Here is a 21,480-nt window from a genome sequence, read left to right as displayed (position 1 = left end):
GCCATATTCATTTCCCCGCTTTCTTTTTGGAATACGTATATTTAATGACAACATACACGATTAACAGCGCCAGGGCAACGAGAATAAACGGCTTGACCCATTTGCCGGACACGTCGTCAATCTGCTCCCATTTATCGCCCAGCACGAAGCCCAAATAAACAAAGAGTATCGTCCACGGGATGACAGCCAGCGTCGTCAGAAGTGTGAATCGCCACATATTCATTTTGGAGATGCCCGCCGGAATGGAGATGGCATGTCGTACGACCGGAACGAACCGGGCCGTAAAAATAACGCCTGTCCCGTATTTTTGGAACCATTCTTCCGATTTCGCAATATGATGCGGGTGAATCAGAATAAATTTGCCGTATCGTTCGAGCACAGGCCTTCCCCCGTACCTGCCGATCCCATAGACGAACAGTTGAGCGACAACCCCGCCGATGACGCCGAAGACGACCGCTTCCACAAAGGTAATCTCCTGAATCGAGACGAGAAAACCTCCGTAGGCGAGCACAATCTCACTCGGAATTACCTCTATCATCAGGCCAAGCATGATTCCCCATTCTCCCAACTGCTGCACCCAATACAGGAGCGTAGTCACGATTTGATTCAAAAATTCCATGTCCCATCTCCTCTTTTTGCAATCAGTATATTCTATCATACGATGAGACATAACCCTAAAGCAATCGACCGGCAGGGCTCATGTTACCACCCTCTCCGGCATACAAATGAACTAGCTGGACAGCATGGCCATTTTCGCTCTTTTACCCGTACTCCAAGCGTTCCGAATATAGGTCCAGGAGGTTCACATTTATGGCTAATTTCTGGGTCATCACCCCCAAGCAACGTCGCATCGGCTTGATCGCAATCGCTGCCATCATGGTCGGCGCCGCCTACTGGCGGTATGAATCGATGCGGGTGGAGCAGGCTGCGCAAGCCGCCCCCCAAGAGACCCGCATCCTGCATATGGTGACGGACGAATTCAAGTTAACCCTCGAGGACGGAACCGAGATCGAAGCGTATCAGTTCGCCCCCAGCTCAGTACACGCGAACGAAGGCGAGCGCGTCGAACTCCACATCCGGGGCGTGAACGGGCACCGCCATGATTTCGTGATTGAAGGGCTGGATATCTCCGGCACAATCGAAAAAAACAAGGAAACAATCATCCGCTTCACCGCGATGGAAGGGGTTTACCGCATCGTTTGCAAGACGCATGCCGATGCGGCCAGCAACGGTCCGATGATCGGATACATCGTGGTCGATTAGTCACGGGAGGTCTTTCTGGCAGCGGCCCCCTCGCCTGCATATGGTATAACACATTCTGTTGGAAAGGGGCCGACGGCCATGAAAACACCGAAACAGCGCCACACCGCTGCCCTGCCTGCCGCCCGTGGCATCCGCCGAGCATGCAGCAACGAGTTGTACCGCACGATCAAGCGAATGAATGCTTGGATTCCGGAAGACAAACGGAAGGAAGGCGAAGAGCTCTATTACCGCAAAGTGATTGGCAATCTGATATGGATTCACGAGAATTTCGCCAACCGCAAGAAGCTGTCAAACTGGTGGGATGAAGCCGTATGCGAGGAGCTCGCCGCCCTATGGGAGGTCGATCCGAAGAAGCTCGCCGCCTGCTTCCGCCAAGCCTTCGGCGGATAGGCAGTTCGAACAGCCGGCCGCCCGATGCGAGCCGGCTTGTTCCCTATGCGGGCGGAACATCACCCCGATCAGTTCCTAAGATCGGAACTGTGCCGCGAAGTCTTAAGTCACCGTCATCGCAATCAGATCGTCAATACCGCACCGTTCCGCAAATGCCTCCAATTCCCGCTTCACCTTATCCAGCTCGCCGACAATCATCCGGCCACGATTGTACCAGCTGCGCTCGCGATCCCACTCCGAGTTAAGGTAAGACTGCCGCTTCTTCCGGGGAGATAACGTCGCTCTCGCCCCCCCGATCGAGCAGCAGCCGCAAATCGACGGAAGAGAGCAATCCGCCCGGGATAGAGCGACGCAAGCACATGGATATTCTCCTCATTTCAAGCCGATCCTCCGATGCAAAAACGGGTGACCGATATTACATATTTGCCGTTTGGCGGAAAAAAGTTATATTTATCGAGCTTTAGACTTATACAACGGAGAGATTGTGGCTACAGTATAGCAGACAAACAAGACACGTCGTGTGTTCTCAATACGCTGAGTCAACTTCCGGCTCGACCGGGTATGATGCTACATTACCTACTATTCATAAAAAGCATATTTGCTAAGTTTCGAATTCTCATCCTTTATGCAACCTTTAAAACATTTAGAAGAAACCGGATTGACTTGATATGGTTATTTAACAATTATCTCTCATCACCCAAAAACCGGAATTGAATGCCGGCAACCGAAAAACGTTCCCCGCTCTGCAACGGGTACAGCTTATAAGGAATAATCAGCTCCCCCTCCAGCTCCGTTCCGTTGCACGATCCGAGATCGCGGAGCGCCACTGCGCCGTCGTCGGCCTGAACCAGCTCACAGTGATGCTTCGATACACCTACTCCGTCTTCACGCCACTGCACCCCTAGTTCCGAGCGGCCAATCACGAAGGGAAAGACCAGGGGAATTCGGTCAACGACGGCCGCCGCTTCCTTCGGAATGCCCATTCCCCATGCTCCCGGGCTTCCGTCCAGCCTCTGCAAATAAGGCGCGCTGCCCCCCCCTTCCCTGTAGCCCGTACTGGTGCCGCGTTCTTCTCCAAGGACGACCGTCGCTTCGGAACCGGAACTGTCGAGCACGGACGTATGCTTAGACAGCCCGGTATAAAAGGTGTCCATCCGCATCCCCTCAGGCGTTGTTGGTTCGTTCCCCGATACCCGCGGGAAGCTGGCATATTCTCCGGGCTGGCAATCACGCTCCGCCGCCAGACGAAGAATATGCGCCGCCGCAGGTTGGCCGCTTGTCTGGAGCTCCGTCTCCAGACATTCAGACCGCAGCAGACCACACCCGGAGTGAGACTGCCAAGGGGAGGAAGCTTCCGCTCCGCCTGCCATTGATGGAGCCTCGCTCTCCCGGCGGGTGAGTATTCCTAGAATTCGGGCCCACATTCCCGATATCCAGGCGGCCCCCAATGCAATGGCCCCCACGCTGATTCCAACCGAGATAAGCAGCGTGTGTAGGGCCGGATTGTCCATATAGATATATCTCCAGGCCAGTGCGGCCGTAATGATGGCGGCCCCTCCTGCGGAATAATAGCTTTTGCCGGCAGGCGTTCCCTTGGTCTCGAGAACGGCATCCTCGTCCTCTCGTCGGACCGTCTCGTCTTCTCCCGGGACCGGGACGCCTGTGGCCGTCCGAACCCCGGAAGCGGCCGGTTCATGAGTGTAGGCGGATTGTTCATTATCACCCTCCGGTTTTTTCGAGCAATTGATGTCTGCATCAGGCAAAGACAAGCTTGCCATCCCCTCGGGAATTGATTGGATGATCGGTCGTTGTGCCTCTATCCCGCTTGTTCCCGCAACAAGGGATTGAAGCAGGTTCCGCACGTCGACGAGTGAATTGTCCTCCTGGGACAAGCATTGAACCAGCCGCTGGAATCCGTCGCCATTCCACTTGGCAACATGGGAGGATAGCAGAAGGCCCAGCCTGCGCAGACCGTCCATGCCCGCCCGCGGCCGCAGCGGTTCCAGCAACGGCAAGTAGGCGACATACAATCCTCCGTTCGCGGCTTGTTCGTCGACAAACACGCATTCCTCATGCAGAAACACATGGTCCGGATGAAGCATGTAGGCCCGGCAATTCTCTAGAATGCGGACCAACTGCAGCATCCACTCGAAATATTGAACTGAAGTCATTCGCATGCTTCTTAGAACCTGCTTGAGCATTCGTTTGCCGCTGATATCGTAGATAAAGGAGAGCTCCAGATCGATTTCACGGATATCAAGGCGAAGGAAATGGGGCACCCGATTATAGGCCAGCATCTTGGCTTGATGCGGATCCAACGCTTCAGATGGAACGAGATTATCGCGGGTCAGCATCATGCCCATTCTTTCTTCCTGAATAAATTGAACCCGGTAACCGTAAATGAGACTCACACTCCTTCCTGTTCGAATGAATCATCACAAGGGGGAGATCACAGTCAGGTAAGCGGTCAGCGCTCCAGGCAGCACAGCCCACATGAAAGGAAAGGTTGCTTGCCTCCCGGCTTCCACCTGAACGGGTAAGCGAAGCAGCCAACCGCTCATCAGCGCAGGCCAGCAGCTACGAATTCTCCCGCTGCAGCCGCATAGCATAATGTATGCCGCAATGAGCCCGCCATACAAAATCGAAAAGATAAAGATTTGCCAAGTCAAATACATCCCCGTCAGTGCGCCAATGGCTGCAAACAGCTTCACGTCCCCGGCCCCGACGGCCTTCATGATGTAGAGCAGCAGCATGATTCCGAACCCGCTTCCCGCTCCGAGACCGCTAAAAACAAGCCCCTGCCATCCATTCGCGGCACCGTGAATTATGAATCCGGCGGCAACAGCAAGCATCGTCAGCCGATTCGGTATTTTATGCGTCCGCACATCGGTAGCAAACGCGGCGAGCAGCAGCACCCCGCATGTCCATATTGCACTGTTCATCGCTTTCTCCCTTCTATTATCCGCTTCAGTCCGTTCCGGTTGGGACCCGTTTTTTTACCTTAAACGCCCGTTCAACACTTCGCCCGTCTTCCGTCTTTACGGCCAGCCGCCATGTTCCTGAGGTCGTATTGCCCGAGACATGCCAATCCCACGTAACGACGCCGTCCGCGTCGGCGGTTGCCCAGCCGACATGCTTCGCCTGACTCTTGCCGCTCTTGTAATAGACAACCAGCTCTACCCGTTCATGCGGCTCCGCCTTGGCGGTAAGCCTCGCTTTTCTGCCGGGAAGGAGCGGATCGGGCGTCAGCTCCACCAAGGCCGGCGTCGGCTTGTCCGGCGAATCGTTCCCCGAATCAGACGGGGCCAGCCCGTCGCCGATCCAGACCCGCTCCACGGCTCGCGCGGACAACGTCAGCGTCGTATTCAGAAACGGGACACGCATCGGCAAATCATAGGCAACCTCTATGGCGAAATAAGGATCGGTCTTCTTATTCAGATCCGGCAGCTTCACATGCGTAACTCGGATCCGGTCCTCTCTTAGTACGCCTTGAACGCCATACCGAACCAGCAATGGCTTGATACCCGTCTCGGCGAGGCGAGCCTGTCCCCATTCCCCTTCCGCCTCCGCCTGCTGGGCGGACCACTCCGTGCCGTCCTGCACCCAATCGCTGATTGGCTTCGGCAGCTCGCTCCCGAATGATCGGCCGAATTCCTGCACCGTCATCTTCATTCTCTGGGCCGGAGGCAGCCATTTGCCCGGCTTCCCCGAACTATCTCCATTCGCACCGGCGGACTGGACGGCCAGCAGACTGACAGGATATAAATGAGCAGACACCTGCTTCACCGCATTCATGGCAGCAGACTGTAGAGACGTCGTGATGACGGCGGCCTGAATCATGAACACAAAGAACATGAATACGAGCAGCACCATCGGTAAAAGCAAAGCCGCTTCAACCGTAATGCTTCCGCGCTTGTCACCGAACAGGCCGCGGGGCGGTATCCGGCGCGCTCGCCGTTGAGATACCGGATCGAGTCTGCATTTAATAGGAGAACACGGAACGCTTGACCCCGTAATAACGTCCATTCTCGATCTCACCGTCCCATAGCCCGGCATGGCCCAGCAGCTTCATCAATCCCGGCAGGAACCAAAGCGGTGTGCTGAGACGGACTTCCGACTCGCCATACGTCCCCCTTGCAGCCGGATCGATTCCGGTATTATAGTGAATCAGCGCCAGCATCCGCTTCAGCATTCCTTCCCGGCTTCCATGAGCCAGCATGAACAGGCGAAGGTGATCGGCATAATTCAACTTCACCGCAGGCAAATAACAGGAGATCGGAATCTCATTCTTCGTAGAGAGCAGCAACATATCCTGAACCGCTTGCTGAATGCCGTAGAGAATCGCTGACGCCAGGATAAGCAGCGGATGTCCGAGCTTGCCGAATTCCACGAATCCTTCCATCGTGCGTATGGCGAGGCGCATCGTAAAAATCTGTCCATAGGCAGCCGCAATATTGCCGACCGGATTGTGAAATCCATATAAAATATACTCCAGCTCCTGGTTGGCAATGCTCAGCGACTTCATGACCTCCTCTCCCGGATTCCCTGAACCTAGCAATGATTTCAATTGCCGCGGGTCGTAGGAGGTGAAGTACATATAGGCATATTCGTTCCGGTACAGACGATCACGCGACGAACATAACACGTCTGCCGCTTGCTCATACAGTGTGGTAACGGAACCCATGGACTGCTTGCTCTCCTCGATGGCATCGTCGCTGGCCGATCGCTCTGCAGGCGCCTCGGTTGACGATTGGTTAAGCGCATCAATCGCTTCCATCTTGCTGCGGACATCCTCGAAAGCATTCTGGTGCTCCTGCAATTTGCTCTTTATCTTAGACAGCGAAGAGAACAAGGTTTTAGCTTTTTCCAATTCCTTGTCAGCTTTCTTCGCTACCCGTTTGTACCCCTTGCCCTTTCCTTCGTGATTGGTCATTGCTTCCTCTCTCTGTTCAATATAGCTGCCGGCCGGCGGGATAAACTCGGAAGCATACGTTTCGTAAGCCTCCAGCAGTTCCCTCGCCTTATTCTTCAATATATTGGCAGAGGTGGAGTGAGAAGGTATGTTATCCACCAAGTATAGGAAGACGGAGGCGGCGTTATTGATCTTCGACATGAGTTCTTTCTGGCGCTCGATCTCTCCTCTCCATTGCTCGAAGAAAGAATCAGGCATAACCAATTGCTCGGCGGAAGCATTGATTTCTTTGATGGCATCTTCAACCTGCTGGCCAATCTCCTTCGTACCCCCATCCGGCATATCCGATTGGCCTACCTTGTCATAGCCGGCATAGTCGGGGCTAGAACGGACCACTTCGATAACCCGCTTCATCTCTTCGTTGAAGTGCCTAGCTTCCTTCAGATGCAATTCGGCTTCGCGGAGCCAGCCGTCATGATTCCCGTTATGCATGGAGACGGCCTGCAGCAATCTCCATGCATGCTCGCGTGAATCCGACTCGTAACGGTCCGTATCATCTCGATGCTGCGGATCCTCATCTTTCCCCCTGCGGTCATCTTCGCGCTTCATCTCCGCGTAATCGGCATATTGGGCTGCAATATCGGCCGCCGATCGAATCGAGCCAAGGGGACGATCCTCCATCCGATCGTTCCTATTGACCGCGATTCCTTTGTTAATCCCCGAACGGTCCAGCGCATCGCGGGATTTTTTCTGATGCTTCAAGACAGACAGCAACTTCTTGTCCCTCCGATCTACCAGCTTTTGCAGCTTCGCCAGCAGCTCAGTCGTCTGGGCCGCTTCCTTCAACGCTCCCGACATCGGCTTTAGCTTGCCGGACAGTTCGAACACAAATTGTACCGGCCCTTTGTATTTCATATCCTCCAAAATCTGGCGTTCCATCTCGTCATAGTCCGCCAGCGGGCGGGTGACCGACGTCGAATGACTGTCCAGCAGCAGGGGAACCCAAGGAAATACGCCTGTCGATCGCAGCTGATTTTGATCCTGCATCACATCATCCAAGATGTGCGCCGGATCGGTGGCTCCGTATACGAATAATTGATATCTCTCCTGCAGCACCGGCTCATAAGCGGACATGACCGAACGGATGCCTGCCCGGGCCAACGCCTCGATTCGCCACTCGGCCGCCGCGATGCGGGCATAATCAATGAACACCGAGGTGAATAAGAACAGGGCAGCCACAACAAACATAAGTAATATCGATACCGATCCGTCCCTTGCCATAAAAATCCGCTTCGTCAATCGGTTCAGCATATTGCGATTCACAGGCAGCCCTCCCCTCTGCTCGTCATGATGATCCCGAAGTCTGCCCCGCCGCTTTCTTCAATATGCCCTTCGCTTGCCCCGTCGGAACGCCTTGCCCTTTCCATTCCTTCAGCTTCGTCGCCATATACCGCGCAAACTCCACCGTACGAATGAACTCTGCCGGCTCCACGACGGCCGATACAGCCTGTCCCTCATTCGAGATCTCCCTTCCCGCCATGTTCCGGAACATCGCCTGATACAGGGGCTTGTCCAGAACCGCAGTAATTCTGCGACCCGGTAGGCCGTTCTCGTAGCTCATCTTCCCGCGAAAAGCCTCAGGCACCAGTCTGGCGGCCCGCACTAGCTTCCGCTCGGGAAGAGAACCGCCGTCGCTAACGGCAGGCAACATTACCATATGGTTCTCGCCGCCGAAGCCTCCCCCGATCACCTTATCCAACAGCCGATCGTCGAGCAGGCGCCAATATATTCCGTCATGCTGTCCCTTGTCATAAGCGCCGGTCACCGCCTCCTTATAGCTGTTGTCCCAGCAGGCCGCTGCCCGTTCCGCGGCCAACGCCGCAGCATGCGAGCTCAGCACCGTCTGATAGATGAGCAAGGCGAAGAACAGAATCGCCAACACACAATAGAAGATAACGGGAAATATCAGCGAGGCTTCCACGATTATCGAGCCATCTTCCTTCTGAACGGAACGCAGCCAGCAGCGCAGCTTTGTGTTCATACCAGCTCCTCCTTTTGAAATCGCTGCAATCGAATCCATCATTCAAAAATTTTATCTGTTTCTTTGGTCGCTCTTGAGATCAAATTTTCCAGGAACGTACTAATCTGCTTTCTAAAAACAAGCGCCAACACAACAATCACCGCGATAATAATGACAAGCTCCACCATGCCGAGTCCATCTTCCTCTTTCCATAGCCGTTTGAAAAAGAGCAAGCTTTTATCCATTTCCGCTTCCTTCTTTCTAATTGATTTTTGTTGCTTCATCTCATTACTTCATCATAAGCAGTGCGGGAGCGCCCACAACGGCCAGGATGACCAGGAACATCAGCATCATTGGGAAGATCAGCTTCGTCGACGCTTCCTCCCCTCTCCGGCGGGCCACCGACTTGCGCTTCTCCCACAGTTGCCGCCCGACATCCTGCATCGCCAGCACGAACGTATCTCCGCCCCGGCGCTGATTGATCAGTACTGTCGTGACGAACATCGATACCTCCTGTAGGGAGCACCGCTTCCCGAACTGTTCCATTGCCTGCGCGAACGAGTACCCGTTATGTATATCCTTCTGCATCCTGGCAAGCTCGGCGTAGAGCGGATGGCACCATTCCTCCCGCTTGCGCTCGATGCAGATGGACAGTGCCTTCTGCACCGTCTCTCCAGCCTGCACGAGCAAGGTCAGCTTGCTGATCAGCTCCGGCAGTTCCAACTGTAGATCCTGTTTCTTCCACTCAGCCCGGTTCAGCGTATCCTTCACCTTCGCCAGCGGCAGAACGACGGCAACCAGTAGGCCGCCAACCAGATTCATCACGCTGCCGTCCGTCAGCGCCGGCAGAAGCAATGACCCGCAGATGCCCGCGTACAGGTGCAACGCCAGTTCAGCCAACAGCGCCCGGTACGCCGTATGGCTATGGGTCGGGCCATAGATTTGCATTAACGCTTGGCGAACCGGGGACAGAGCCGGATTCGTATCGAGAGCAGACTGGACCCTCTCCAGCCAGCGAAGCGGCGCCGCCAGCCAGCGGACCGTCTTCTTCCGGGAGTTCAAGCCAGCCAGCAGCGCCTCGTAGCGCCGCTGATTGTTATGATTCACCAGCAGGAACATCAGCACAAGAACGGCGGAGCCGGAAGCCCACATCCATGGCGGCATCATCGGTTTCTCATCACCTGATTTCCAAAAAAATGATGTAACTGGCGGCTAACGCTAAACACGGATATCCATTAACTTGTGAATCAGCCACGCGCTAAGCAGCAATAACAGCAGCGCCCCCGTTGCGATAACGCGGCCGACACCCTCATAAAGCGCCGCCATGAAATCCGGGGAAGCCAAATTAAGAAAGGCCAAAAACAGGAACGGAGCCGCCATCATCACTTTCATCTCCAGACGCTTCTGGGCGACAAGAACGTCAATCTCCTGCTTAATTTCCATCTTCTCGCCAATGACGGAAGACGTTCTGCGCACGACCTCGATCAAATCACCTCCCGTCCGTTTGCAAGTGACCAGCACGTCGGCAAAATTCGAAATATCCTCCTGCCTCGCCCGGCGGCTCAAATCCATTACCGCTTGCTCGATCGGCTCCCCATTCTTCATCCGCATCGCAATAATTCGCAGCTCCCGCTCCATCTCCACCTCGGTTCCCGGGCAGAGCAGCTTCAAATCGGCTATCGCTTCACGGAACGCGTTCTCCATGGAACGCCCGGCTGACAGCGATGAGGACAAGGAATAGAGCGTGTGCTTGAACTGCTGCGCGAGCCGGGCCCGCCTGCGCGCGAGCAGCGTTTGCCGGCGAATGTGGGTATAGGGCAGTCCGGCGACAGCAAGCAGGATCATCCCCAGCCAGTGATGATAGAACAAGTACCCAACGGCGGCCATGACAGCAGCTCCGACACTCAGAGCCGCCACCTTCTCCCTGCGGCTCAATATATACTCGCCGTATTGCGGCAGCCGCTGCTCAGCCGCCTCCGGCTGCTTTCCCATCGGTATGCACCTCCTTGTCCTCCGGCAGCCGCAATCCTGCCATCGCCAGCTTGTGCCTGTCCCGAAGCTTATGCTGCGCGGCCAGGCACCCGACCACTTGGCCTTCATCTGTGCCAAACTCCTCGAACCGGAACAACGGCGCGAGGAGCATCTCCCCGTCCTGCAGGCCGATAACCTCCGAAATCTCCATCACCCTGCGCGATCCGTCGCGAAGACGGGCCAGATGCACGATGATATCGATGGCTGAGGCTATCTGCCGCCGTACGACCTCGACGGGAAGATTCGCTCCGCTCAGCACCATCGTCTCCAGGCGGCTGATCATATCGGCAGGCCCGTTGCTGTGGCCGGTGGACAAGGAACCGTCATGTCCGGTATTCATCGCCTGGAGCATATCGAGTGCCTCCGCCCCCCGGACTTCCCCGACTACGATGCGGTCGGGCCGCATCCGCAGCGAGGCCCGGATCAGATCCCGAATCGTAACGGCGCCCTTTCCCTCCATATTGGCATTGCGCGTCTCCAACGATACCAGATTGGGAACAGTGCGAATCTGAAGCTCAGCCGCATCCTCGATCGTAATGACCCGTTCCTGGGGAGGAATGTAGTGCGACAATGCATTGAGAAATGTCGTCTTGCCCGAACCGGTTCCCCCGCTGATGAAAATATTGAACTTGGCAGCGACCAGCGACTGCAGGAGCAAAGCGGCCTGCTCGCTCAGCGCGCCCAAACGGATCAGATCATCCATCTTCATCGGCTCGGCCGGGAACTTGCGAATCGTAACCGTCGGCCCCTTCAGAGCGATCGGCGGCAGGACCACATGCACCCGCGAGCCGTCCGGCAGTCGGGCATCCACGATCGGGGACGATTCGTTGACGACCCGGTTCACTTGGGACACGACAGCCTGGATGACATCCTCCAACTTCTCCTCGTTCTCGAAGCCGCTCTCCAACCGTTCGGTCCGCCCCTTCCGCTCAATGAAACACTCCTCATGACTGTTGATCATAATCTCCGTAATATCCGGATCGTCTACTAGCGGCTGGAGGGCGTCCAGGCCGCGGAACGAGTAATAAAGCCGCTTGACGATCTGGTCCAAGGCTTCCGACGTGAACCCCCCGGCTTGGGGACTGAAGAACAATGTCTGCTCAATCCTCGCCATGAGCGCTTCATCCGGAATGGGGTCTCCCCATTCCAGGCTGTCCCGAACGCGCTGCCGGGTCCAGGCATACGCTTCATCCATGGCTTCTTGAACGGAAGGAACTGCTGTGCTATCCTTCATAGTCTTCACTTCCAGACGGCAGCCTGTGCCGAAGCTGCCGATCGGCCCACGCGGCGACCGCAGATTGATAGACGGCGGACTGTAACCACTGATCGATACGGTGCATCTGCTTCCAGCTCGGAATATACGGCAAATATCCGGTAATTGGTGCATCACGGTACATCCACCGGTTCGCCATCATGCCCATATATCGGTTCACGAGCAGGGCAAGTCTGCGAATCCGGTTGCGAACCGCCGCATCGCCGGAACGTTCCCATTGGCGGAACAGAAGCTCCAACTTATGCAAATGCGGCAAATCATCCTGCAGCAGCCAGACGATTACATCCGCCTCTTCCCACAAGGCATCGAATGCCGGTTGGCTGTACCCTCCCTCTGCAATAATGAGGTCGTGCCGGCCACTCCGACGAAGAAGTCGGAGCAGCTTCCGCATCAACCGCCCGTCGATGCCCTTCCATTCCTTCATCCAATCGGCCGGAGCGAAGATATCCACGCCTTCAAGGTCAGAAATGTCCAGAAGGTAAGCGTCCAACGTCACGGGCTCTCCCGCTTGATCCTTGCGCAGGTAGTACAGAAGCTGCGCCAAAGGCGTGAGTGCTGCCGGCTCTGGACGAGTATCCAGAAGCGCATACTCCTGCACCGGGTCAACATTCAGCAGCAGGACGCGCTTCCCCTTGGCGGCGGCATAGCGGGCGAGATGAAGCGCTGCCGTCGTCTTGCCTACGCCGCCTCCCAGCGAGCTGATGCCGAGCAGCATGCAGGAGTGACTCTCCGTTCGGAAGGCAGCGCCTTCGTATTCCGTCCTGCAGCACTCGATCAAGGATTGAAACAGCTGCGGCAGCGGCTGATACGGATTCTCTATTGCGCGAGCGAACGGAAATGCATCGAGCCGATCCTCCGCTGACAATAACGTAATCAGCCTTCCATCCATCTCCTCCTCGCTCATCTCCTGCAGCACTTCCGGGTCGGCAACAACCATATGTATGCCCGGCTTCAAGCCCAGGTAACGACGCAGCGTGTCCGCCTGAGTGAACACCCGGAGGTAAAGCTGTTCCGCATAATCGGACTGCTTCCAATATTCCATCCATGCATCCAGCATTCGCTTCTGTGGATGGGCGAGGACAATATCCCAAGCCTTCATCACTCTTCCCCTCTCCTTCCGGGTACGGATCCGCAAAACGCAAAAAAGCACCGCCATCAAGCAGGACATGCGCTGCATGTCTATCTGCTTCATGACGGTGCTTCCGTACCAACGTTCGTGTGAAGTTATTTCTAACATACCAAAATCTTGATGCCATTGCAACTGGCTATTCCCATTTTCTGAACTAAAAATGAGCCTTAATTGCTAGCTTGTATAGTAACACTAGTTTACATCCATTTATTAAATATGATATAATGGACATAGTGAAATTACTGAAATGGGATCGGGCGGCGCATCTAATAAACGCAGTTTACTACCCATTTCAACTAACTAAGTTATTTAAATATTATACTATTTTTTTAAGGCTACTGTTTTTGCATTGACTAATCTATATTCAGCAGCTTGATTCGAAACGTCTGCATTTTGAAATTGTTCAACTGCATCATCATAGGCTTTTTCTAACTTAGCTAAAGTTTGATCAGCTCTCTCCTTAGCAATCGCTGCTAATTTAACTTCATTTGAATCATCCTTAGACTGTCCAGTCTTAGCTGCTCTTGTTTCAACTCTCACTAAATTTTGGCCAGCCTCATATGCTTCTTCCTCTGCAGCTTGTACCTCTTTCCACAGTTTCTCCTTTTCTTCCGTTGCCTTTGCTAGTAGTTTCCTTGTCTTCTTTACTTTTTTTTCAGCTTTCTTTAACACGTCGGCTATGTCTACAGTTCTTTGAGTAACATTATCTGCAATGTTTTTTAACTTCGTAATAGATTTAGCCATTACTTTGTTCATATTTTCTATTTTTTCAGCCAATTTTTCTTTATTCTTAAGTGTCACTTCCGAGTCACTGTCTTTATAATCTTCCGAATTAGAAAACGTGAAGGCTTTAATTAAATCATTAAGACTTTTCATTAAGTTGTCTTGAGCTTCTCTTGCTTTATCTACTCTTATTTGAGCCTTATCTAATTGTTGGTAAATATCTTCTGAGACCGCATTCTCTTCAGTCCCTTCCATAAGACTCCTCACTGGCCTACTCTTGATTTCATAAGACTTCTCAATGGCCTCCTGTTTAATTACTTCGGCTACTAATTTCTCGACATAATCTAACTCAGCTTTTGCTTTATTATAAGCCTCTTGATAAGGCTTTACAGCCAAAGTAGCTTCAATCACTTGGCCTTGGTCTTCTTCTGTAAATTGGCTTCCTTTTGACCTCATATTATCTTGAGCCTTTTTTAATGTGGCTGTAGCTTCTTCTAACTTGGCTTCAGCTTCTTTAAATGCAGTTTCTTTACGTATCAATTCCTGTTCTACTTCCATTTTAATTTCAGATAGTCTGTTAGCAAAGGTTTGTGTCATCTTATCATTTGCCGCTATAGCTGCATTAGAACTAAACGACATCACAAACATAGAAAATGTCATGGAAATAGAAAGTAACATAGCTAATTTTTTCTTCATTATTCTCTCCCCTAACTATTAAAATTTAGATGATGATAATACCATAAATTTCTTAATAAATCTACATCTTTATAAATGATGCTCATATATTTTTATGCTTCTTCGCCATATTAAGTGGGTATCGTCTACAACGCCTATCATTTAGTATTTGAACTGAGAGAGCGTGTCTTTCAGGTTGGAGGATACCTCCATAACCAGATCAGTCTTTTCCTCAGGAATCAAATATATATTCTCGATCTCATCGTTGCTGACGCTGTAGTTCTGCAGCGTCTTCGAGATCCTGTCATTCGCCTGGATCATATCATAAGTTCCGTCCTTGAGCCCTTTCAGATTTGCTACCTGGGCCTTCAAGTTCGGATCGAACAAAATCTGCATCGTTATATTGTTGAACTGCGTCATCTACATCTCTGGGATGTTGCACGCCCCTTGAAATCCGAAAAAAAGACCTCATACCTATAATCTTTCCGAAAACATCGGTCTAACGTTGCTTTTTTGTTGATGTATGCCGGATCATGTCTCTTACTATGGTACCTCAGCATCCACTTCCCGGTTCCGCTTAAAGCAGCAGCCCTCCCTGGCCTGCTCTGTGAACATGCTGTGCCCATATCCAGATTTTTTGGGCTACGAGTATATAATCGACATCGCCTGCCAGCAAGCGGGTGTGCCCCCAGGGGGGATACGGACAGGCCGAACACCAAGGCCGTTGCGACAACTCCGATGGTAGAGAGAGACGGCTGTACCACTACGGACCGCATTTGCTTCCAGCTTGTCCGCATCCCGCCTTCGAACAGAATCACAATCAGCGCCAACCTACCGAGTAACTGCGTCAGCTTCGTGTTTTCGTAGTAGATGAACCGGTTGATGATCATGCCGACGGGATGAACAGACGAGCGATGGATACGAATCGGATCATTGCGGATAGCTCTTACGATCGAAGCAGGCGCAATCCATTCAGGATGACGAGGATTGTGCTGCCTTCATGCCCGACGACGCCCAGCGGAAGCGGTATTCCGAACAAAAAGTTGGCAGAGATGAGAGCTACGATCACGGCACCGGAAAAAATAATATTCTGCTTCACAATGATCTGGGTGCGTCTGCCGAGCGAAATGGCGTGTTTGATATTGTTCAGATCATCATTCATCAGCACCAAGTCTGCGGTCTCCAGCGCCGCAGCGCTGCCGGCGGCCCCCATCGCAATGCCGACATTAGCCGCGGCCAGCGCAGGCGCATCATTGACGCCGTCCCCTACCATCGCTATCGCCCCATACTCCAACTTCAGCTTTTTGATGATCGCCAACTTGTCCTCCGGCATCAATTCGGCATATACGAGGTCGATTCCGGCTTCTGCGGCAATCGCCTGCGCCGTCCGTTCCTGATCCCCCGTAAGCATCGCCACCCGAATGCCGCTCTGCTTCAATTGGTGGACAAGGGCCGGCGTGTCCGGACGAATCCGATCCTGGAGTGCAATCAAGCCGACGACAGCGCCGTCCCGCTCGACCGCAATGACGGTCTTGCCTTCACTCTGAAGCTCGGCCGCCCGGGCGAGAACCTCCGCATCGGTCTCGTTCAAAATAAAGGCCGGCTTGCCAATGCGCCAGCGCGCGCCTTCCATCTCTGCCTCGATTCCAAGTCCCGACCGAGCTTGGAAATCTGTCGGCCGGGCCCAGGCGCCTTCGCTGCCGGCGGGCCGATCGCGCTCTGCTTCCAGGACGATCGCTTTGGCAATCGGGTGAGTCGACAGCGACTCCAGTGCGGCTGCCGCCTGAAGCAGCTCCAAGGCCTGGAGTTCGCCGCGCGGTTCCAGGTCGGTTACCGTCAATCTGCCTTGCGTCAACGTTCCGGTCTTATCGAACGCGATCACCTGCACGCGCGCGATGTGATCGAGATAAGCCCCGCCCTTGAACAGCAAGCCTTTGCGGGCGCTGTTCGATATCGCCGATAAGGTCGCCGGCATGATGGACGCGACAAGCGCGCAAGGGGAAGCGACGACGAGGAACACCATCGACCGGTAGAACGCAGCCTCCCATGTCTCTCCAAGAAGAAACGGCGGGATGAATATCAGCAGCAAAGTGACCAGAATAATGACCCGCGCATAAATCCGCTCAAATTTCTCAATGAAGCGCTGCGCTTCCGGCATCTCGCTCTGCGCTTCCTGGACAAGCCGAATAATTTTGGAAAACAGCGACGATTCACTGGATTGAGTAACTTCCACATAGAGCACCCCTTGGCCGTTCACTGTGCCTGCGAATACTTCATCGCCGGGACCTCTGTCAACCGGCACGCTCTCCCCGGTAATCGAAGCTTGATCGACCGCCGAGCTTCCTTCCTGAACGAGCCCGTCCGCCGGAATGCGCTCTCCCGGCTTGACTAAGACCGTCTCGCCTACTTGCAGTTGATCCACCGGAACGATATCTTCCTGCCCGTCCCGGAGCACGATGGCTTCCTCCGGCTTCAAATCCATCAGAGCCGAAATGTCGCGCGAGCTCCGGTTCATCGTGAACGTCTCCAATGCCCCGCTCAAGGCGAAGATGAAGATCAGAATTGCACCTTCCGACCAGTACCCGATGCTGGCGGCGCCCAAGGCTGCGGCAATCATTAATAGATTAACATCCAGATCCTTATCCCGAATGATTGTAACCAGCCCACCCTTGAGCTTCAGCCAACCTCCTATTACATAAGAGAGCGCATAGAACACAATCGCCAACGTCTCCGAGGCATAGCCGGCAATGAACGCCAAGGCGATAAAGCAGGCGCTTCCGGCCGCAGCCAGCGCCTCACCGTATTTATCCATCCATTCTGTGAATGATTGCTTGTTATTCATTCTTAACACACCCTCTTCATTGATAATGACTATCGTTGTTGTACCCCTAAAAATGCGACATGCTGTTCCCTATGAGGGAACAGCATGGTATTGAGAATGAGATTAGTTTTCACTGGGGCTATTTTTTTTGAAGAGAGGCAACACTTCAATTTTTATTATAGTACTCTTTTGGCGAAATGTGAATCCTACACCGTTCAAGAAGCTGGCTAGCGCTGATACAATGCGGCCCGTCGGGGGAGTAATATTACATGACCTTCCTGGGTCAATCGGCGCAGCAAAGGATACATTGCGCCTTCCGCGACCTGGAATTTCTCCGAGATCCGGTTCACCAGTTCATAGCCGTATCGATCCAACTCATAGGTGAGAACGCACAGTTCCAGCACGCCTTGCTTGAATTACATAAAAAAACGGAAGCCCAGGCTGTAGGCCCAGACTTCCGCTGTTATGTTTGTCAGGTCGTTAGACGGAGGCCGCTTCTATCCTCTCCCTCCGCCGTTCTAACCGATCCACCGCGGCGAAGCCGCCTGCCGCGATCGCCAATACCGCCCCCATCACGAGGAACAGTGCTTGATTGCCCCACTGGCTGTAAATATACGCCCCGATAATGCTGCCCGTCATCGTCGCGCCAATGCTGAGCGCCACCTGCATTACTGCCTGCCCGCTGGCCCGGAACCGATCCGGTATCAGGTCCATCATATACTCGGCCAGATAGATGAAGAACAGCGCAATGCCGATGCCCTGAACCGCCTGCATGAACAGAATTAGAGGCAGCCAATCGGTAACGTAGATGACGAGCGCCCGAATGCCGAGAATGACAGCAGACCAGGCCAGCATCGTCAACGGGCGGAACTGGCTGCCGGCGCGGCCCAAATACAGGAAGACAATGACCTCCGTAGCTGCCGGCAGCATCCAGCCAAGCCCGATATGGAAGGACGTGCCGTCCAATTCCCGAATGAGAAAGCTGAAATATTGATCATTGAATATTAAGGTCATGTTATACGTAATGAGCACCGCGATAAACAAGAGGAAACGCCGGGTAAACACGTATTTCCAAAATTGGGACATGTCCGCCGTTTCCGTTCGCGAAGGCGCCCCGCTCTTCCCCGGTGCTTCCCGGTCGTCCGCCTCTGGGCGCCGGGGATCGCGTATCTGCAGCAGCACGCCTCCGGTGGCGGCAAGCAGAGCCATCATAATCCATCCCATGGCGGCATGCCCCGGCAGCCGGTCGAGCAGCCAGCCGATAATAAGCGCGGACACCGCGAACCCGGCCGCGCCGAAGCCGCGAATGACCGCATAGGAATCGCCAAGTCTTCGGGAAGCCAGCATCGCCATCCCGTCCGTCAAGGTCATCAACGGCACCCACAGAAATTGGAACAGGAAAATCAATCCCATTATGGTCCAAGGATCCGTAACGTGGAAGACAAAGTACAACACGGCTATCAACGCGAGAATCAGCCCTAAAATCAACGGCTTCATCCGCGCAAATTTGTCGCTCACATACCCGAACAGATAGTTGCCAACCACGCCGATAATCGGCATAATCGCGTTCTGCATTCCATACATCGCGTCGGTATACCCTATATCGCGGTAATAGAGCGGAAAGAACGAAGAAAATACCGCTCCCGGCGTAAATATCATAAACATGTACAGATACATACGACGTATTTGCGACTGACGCACATTCATGGCATTCTGGATCGTTCGGGTCGTCATCGTCCTGCCGCCTTCGCCGCCTTGAAAGCGGTAAAAGATGCGGTACAGCATCGATGGAATGGACTCTCGTAGTGTCTGTTCATGATGAAAAGATCCCTTCTGCGATTACATTGGCAACCCTCATTGTATCACAAACATGAAATAAATATGGTCAACTTTATTCTATTCTTTTGGATTCTGCTCATTTGCCCTATAATAGAATGAGGGTTGAATGGAAGACAAATGCAGATGGATGAAAAGAAAGTAGGTAAACTCAAATGATAAAAGAAACCTCCGTTCAAGCGTTCGCGGAGAGAAAAAAAGCTCTGGAAGGCGGATTAAGCGAAGAAGCGTGCCAATTGCTCGACGAGATGCTGCTCCGGATGGAGGCATTGACACGTGAGAATGAACGGCTCCGCAAGTCTGCGCTCGCTGCGGCCCGCAGCCGTTCAGGCATGTCCACGAAGCTGAAGGACGCGCTGTATGAGTAACAATGATTTTTAATCCGGCTGGGGGGGGATTTACATCACCCATCGTTTTTTGTTAGAGCACGGCCTTCTCTTTTTCCGAAGAGACGCCCACGCTATCTACTTATATTTACAATTAGTTGAATTATTTTATGCCTATGGTAATATAAGTTCATACATCATTTTCATATACTTCCTATGATCGAGAGAAATTTTCCATGAGTAGGAGGGAAATAGAATGGAATCCTCTGTTCAGCCAACACGAGAATACGAGGACATGAACCAATGGATAAGCGAATGGTATCATCAACATTACTTTTATATGAAAAAGCTGGCCTGCCGAATCACTCAAGATCCATGTATCGCGGATGAGCATGTAGCAATAGGAAGAAGTTACCTGTTGTACGAAAACTGTCTGCAATTAAGACAAGCTATAAGTCAATTGTCTGCAAGAGATCAGACATTATTGCATTCGAAATACATCCTGGAGCTAAGCGACAAAGAAATCGCAGCGAAGCTTACAACCTCTGAAAAAAATATCCGCTCCTACTTAACGCGTGCAAGGCGCAGAGCATACAAACAATATACAAGGCACCCTCCCGACTTACATGCCCAAGCCAACTGTTCTAGACTGAATATTTCTAAATAAAATTGAATGCTCTACGCTATTGGAGGTATAAAATGCCATCCAACGTGTTGCATGACAACCGGATAGATTGTCTATATAAGTGAAGGGCTTTATACAGGGAGCGCTCTCGTAATGCCCTTTCTCTCGACAGCTGTAGTTCTGCCAACAGATTCTGATAGGATACCCAAACAAATTGTAAGGAGGCTTGACGCATGAAGAAACTAGGTAAAATGATGCTGGTTAGTTCATTCGCATTTTGCATGGTGATGAGCAGCTTTGCCATCGATGCTATTGCGGCGGCAGATAAACCAGGTATCGGAAACTACAGTTTTTACTTGTCGAAAGGCAACTCTTCCATTACTCGGCCGGGTGTAAAGAAAGTGAAAAAAGACAGCTCTGCCATCAACAACAATGAAGATATCGATGGCGCAAAGTTTTCCCTTCGCTCCAGGGTTCTGGATAATGATGAAAACGCTGTATCCGACTGGCACAGCTTCGATGAATGAAACCGAATCAAAATGTATTACACAGAGTCTGTTACTCCTGAGAATTATTATAAAATGAGAATCGGCACTTCACCTAAAGAGACCAGCTCTAATATTTATGCAAAAGGAACATGGTCTCCCGACAATAAGGATGATTTCTGATTCGTAATCGGGTTCGCACAGTAAGGAGAACTTGCTTTTCCTTACTGTGCGTCAAAATAAGAGTAATTAGAATCCGTTCAGGAGGGGAATCCCTATTTTTACGAACTTACTATCGCTGGAACTGAAAAGAGCGCTAGGACGCCCATTTCTCCTCATCCTTTTGATCACGCTCGTTTTTAGTTTTATCGATGCCTGGGAATATTTGCGCATGATCGCGGGTAAAAATTATATTGGAAATCCATCGTATGTGATCGCTTGGCAGGCGGGAACAGGCATGAGCATGATGCCATTATATATGCTAGTAGCACCGGCATTACTAGCTTTTGTATACGTAGATACGCTGTGGGTTGATGCGAATACCCGTTTCCGTAATCACATTTTGATTCGAAGCAGCTATGTAAAGTATACCTATGTTAAATATGTCGTCACAATGTTATCCGGCGGCCTAGCGGCAAGTGTACCGTGCGCACTGCTTTACTTTATATTTCAGCTCCTGTTGCCGCTCAACTATACGGAGGACAATCTTAATCTCCTCAGGTTAAACGTGGATTATGATGACGGATTGATTACTTCTCGTCCACTCAGGCTACTTGTTGCTGATTAGCGCCGTCAAGTTTTGCTTCGGAGCTTCCTATGCTCTGATTGGGCTAAGCGTATCCGCCGTGGCAAATAACCGCTACATCGCGTTATCTTCCCCGTATATGGTGTACTTGCTGGGAACTTATTTTGGCTACCCTTATTTTTTGCCTGCCTCCACGTTTACACCGAATGCGGCGGGGCACTCGATA

At 52.6% G+C, this 21,480-nt stretch carries 22 protein-coding genes and 2 pseudogenes; 7 read left to right on the top strand and 17 right to left on the bottom strand.

The annotated features are described in order from the left end of the window. Positions 1–7: 7 nt before the first annotated feature. A complete protein-coding gene (uptA, locus tag PPOP_RS05760; RefSeq protein WP_006285153.1) occupies positions 8–619 on the bottom strand; it encodes an undecaprenyl phosphate transporter UptA in 612 nt (203 codons plus the stop codon). A 191-nt stretch (positions 620–810) separates the two neighbouring features. Between uptA and PPOP_RS05755 the strand changes: the two genes are divergently transcribed. The 3 genes and pseudogenes from PPOP_RS05755 to PPOP_RS25755 all read left to right on the top strand — a co-directional run. Next, positions 811–1,263, top strand: a complete 453-nt coding sequence (locus PPOP_RS05755; protein ID WP_006285152.1) for a cupredoxin domain-containing protein — start codon at positions 811–813, stop codon at positions 1,261–1,263. A gap of 78 nt (positions 1,264–1,341) precedes the next feature. Continuing rightward, the gene (locus tag PPOP_RS05750) at positions 1,342–1,653 is read left to right on the top strand and encodes a hypothetical protein (protein WP_006285151.1); all 312 of its coding nucleotides are present in this window, start codon (positions 1,342–1,344) and stop codon (positions 1,651–1,653) included. Between the two features lie 372 nt (positions 1,654–2,025). Beyond that, positions 2,026–2,211 (top strand): annotated as a pseudogene (locus PPOP_RS25755) (IS3 family transposase); the annotation flags it as partial. 125 nt (positions 2,212–2,336) lie between these two features. Here PPOP_RS25755 and PPOP_RS05745 read toward each other — a convergent pair. The 16 genes and pseudogenes from PPOP_RS05745 to PPOP_RS05680 all read right to left on the bottom strand — a co-directional run bounded on the left by PPOP_RS05745 (position 2,337) and on the right by PPOP_RS05680 (position 18,971). Beyond that, positions 2,337–4,064, bottom strand: a complete 1,728-nt coding sequence (locus PPOP_RS05745; RefSeq protein ID WP_006285150.1) for a DUF6382 domain-containing protein — start codon at positions 4,062–4,064, stop codon at positions 2,337–2,339. Positions 4,065–4,088: 24 nt separating this feature from the next. Then, positions 4,089–4,595, bottom strand: a complete 507-nt coding sequence (locus PPOP_RS05740; protein ID WP_006285149.1) for an A24 family peptidase — start codon at positions 4,593–4,595, stop codon at positions 4,089–4,091. Between the two features lie 25 nt (positions 4,596–4,620). Then, positions 4,621–5,679, bottom strand: coding sequence for a TadE/TadG family type IV pilus assembly protein (locus PPOP_RS05735; RefSeq protein ID WP_234399696.1), 1,059 nt, complete (start codon positions 5,677–5,679; stop codon positions 4,621–4,623). Further along, entirely contained in the window at positions 5,636–7,888 is a 2,253-nt protein-coding gene (locus tag PPOP_RS05730; protein WP_006285147.1) for a TadE/TadG family type IV pilus assembly protein, read from the bottom strand. The genes PPOP_RS05735 and PPOP_RS05730 overlap by 44 nt, the downstream gene beginning before the upstream one ends. A gap of 22 nt (positions 7,889–7,910) precedes the next feature. Further along, positions 7,911–8,606, bottom strand: coding sequence for a TadE family protein (locus PPOP_RS05725; protein ID WP_006285146.1), 696 nt, complete (start codon positions 8,604–8,606; stop codon positions 7,911–7,913). A 38-nt stretch (positions 8,607–8,644) separates the two neighbouring features. Beyond that, positions 8,645–8,869, bottom strand: coding sequence for a Flp1 family type IVb pilin (locus PPOP_RS05720; RefSeq protein WP_306304715.1), 225 nt, complete (start codon positions 8,867–8,869; stop codon positions 8,645–8,647). Between the two features lie 4 nt (positions 8,870–8,873). After that, positions 8,874–9,752, bottom strand: a complete 879-nt coding sequence (locus tag PPOP_RS05715; protein WP_234399695.1) for a type II secretion system F family protein — start codon at positions 9,750–9,752, stop codon at positions 8,874–8,876. A 51-nt stretch (positions 9,753–9,803) separates the two neighbouring features. Beyond that, positions 9,804–10,577 (bottom strand): type II secretion system F family protein, encoded by a 774-nt coding sequence (locus PPOP_RS05710; RefSeq protein ID WP_006285143.1) that lies wholly within the window; start codon positions 10,575–10,577, stop codon positions 9,804–9,806. After that, positions 10,552–11,850, bottom strand: coding sequence for a TadA family conjugal transfer-associated ATPase (locus tag PPOP_RS05705; protein WP_148277841.1), 1,299 nt, complete (start codon positions 11,848–11,850; stop codon positions 10,552–10,554). Before PPOP_RS05705 ends, PPOP_RS05710 begins: the two co-directional genes overlap by 26 nt. Next, entirely contained in the window at positions 11,840–12,988 is a 1,149-nt protein-coding gene (locus tag PPOP_RS05700) for a nucleotide-binding protein (RefSeq protein ID WP_042227576.1), read from the bottom strand. The genes PPOP_RS05705 and PPOP_RS05700 overlap by 11 nt, the downstream gene beginning before the upstream one ends. A 351-nt stretch (positions 12,989–13,339) precedes the next feature. Continuing rightward, positions 13,340–14,437, bottom strand: coding sequence for a hypothetical protein (locus tag PPOP_RS05695; protein WP_006285140.1), 1,098 nt, complete (start codon positions 14,435–14,437; stop codon positions 13,340–13,342). 141 nt (positions 14,438–14,578) lie between these two features. Continuing rightward, positions 14,579–14,836 (bottom strand): hypothetical protein, encoded by a 258-nt coding sequence (locus PPOP_RS05690; protein WP_006285139.1) that lies wholly within the window; start codon positions 14,834–14,836, stop codon positions 14,579–14,581. Beyond that, entirely contained in the window at positions 14,833–15,306 is a 474-nt protein-coding gene (locus PPOP_RS23860) for a hypothetical protein (RefSeq protein WP_234399694.1), read from the bottom strand. Before PPOP_RS23860 ends, PPOP_RS05690 begins: the two co-directional genes overlap by 4 nt. Before the next feature lie 56 nt (positions 15,307–15,362). Next, entirely contained in the window at positions 15,363–17,258 is a 1,896-nt protein-coding gene (locus PPOP_RS05685; protein ID WP_042227559.1) for a heavy metal translocating P-type ATPase, read from the bottom strand. Between the two features lie 251 nt (positions 17,259–17,509). After that, positions 17,510–17,641 (bottom strand): annotated as a pseudogene (locus tag PPOP_RS20085) (helix-turn-helix transcriptional regulator); the annotation flags it as partial. Between the two features lie 76 nt (positions 17,642–17,717). Beyond that, positions 17,718–18,971: an MFS transporter gene (locus PPOP_RS05680; protein WP_234399693.1), complete on the bottom strand. Its 1,254-nt coding sequence runs from the start codon at positions 18,969–18,971 to the stop codon at positions 17,718–17,720. 257 nt (positions 18,972–19,228) lie between these two features. Here PPOP_RS05680 and PPOP_RS05675 point away from each other — a divergent pair, with 257 nt between their 5' ends. The 4 genes from PPOP_RS05675 to PPOP_RS05660 all read left to right on the top strand — a co-directional run bounded on the left by PPOP_RS05675 (position 19,229) and on the right by PPOP_RS05660 (position 21,296). After that, positions 19,229–19,441, top strand: a complete 213-nt coding sequence (locus PPOP_RS05675) for a hypothetical protein (RefSeq protein ID WP_006285136.1) — start codon at positions 19,229–19,231, stop codon at positions 19,439–19,441. Positions 19,442–19,655: 214 nt separating this feature from the next. After that, the gene (locus PPOP_RS05670; RefSeq protein ID WP_006285135.1) at positions 19,656–20,066 is read left to right on the top strand and encodes an RNA polymerase sigma factor; all 411 of its coding nucleotides are present in this window, start codon (positions 19,656–19,658) and stop codon (positions 20,064–20,066) included. Between the two features lie 191 nt (positions 20,067–20,257). Further along, entirely contained in the window at positions 20,258–20,551 is a 294-nt protein-coding gene (locus PPOP_RS05665; protein WP_006285134.1) for a hypothetical protein, read from the top strand. Positions 20,552–20,900: 349 nt separating this feature from the next. Then, positions 20,901–21,296 carry a hypothetical protein gene (locus PPOP_RS05660; protein WP_042227557.1) on the top strand — a complete coding sequence of 132 codons (396 nt, stop codon included), beginning with the start codon at positions 20,901–20,903 and terminating at the stop codon, positions 21,294–21,296. The last annotated feature ends 184 nt before the right edge of the window (positions 21,297–21,480 follow it).

The organism is Paenibacillus popilliae ATCC 14706 (genome assembly GCF_000315235.1).
Lineage (GTDB): Bacteria > Bacillota > Bacilli > Paenibacillales > Paenibacillaceae > Paenibacillus_B > Paenibacillus_B popilliae.
Note: the sequence above shows the minus strand (reverse complement) of the source record. Positions and strands in the feature narration are given on the sequence as shown.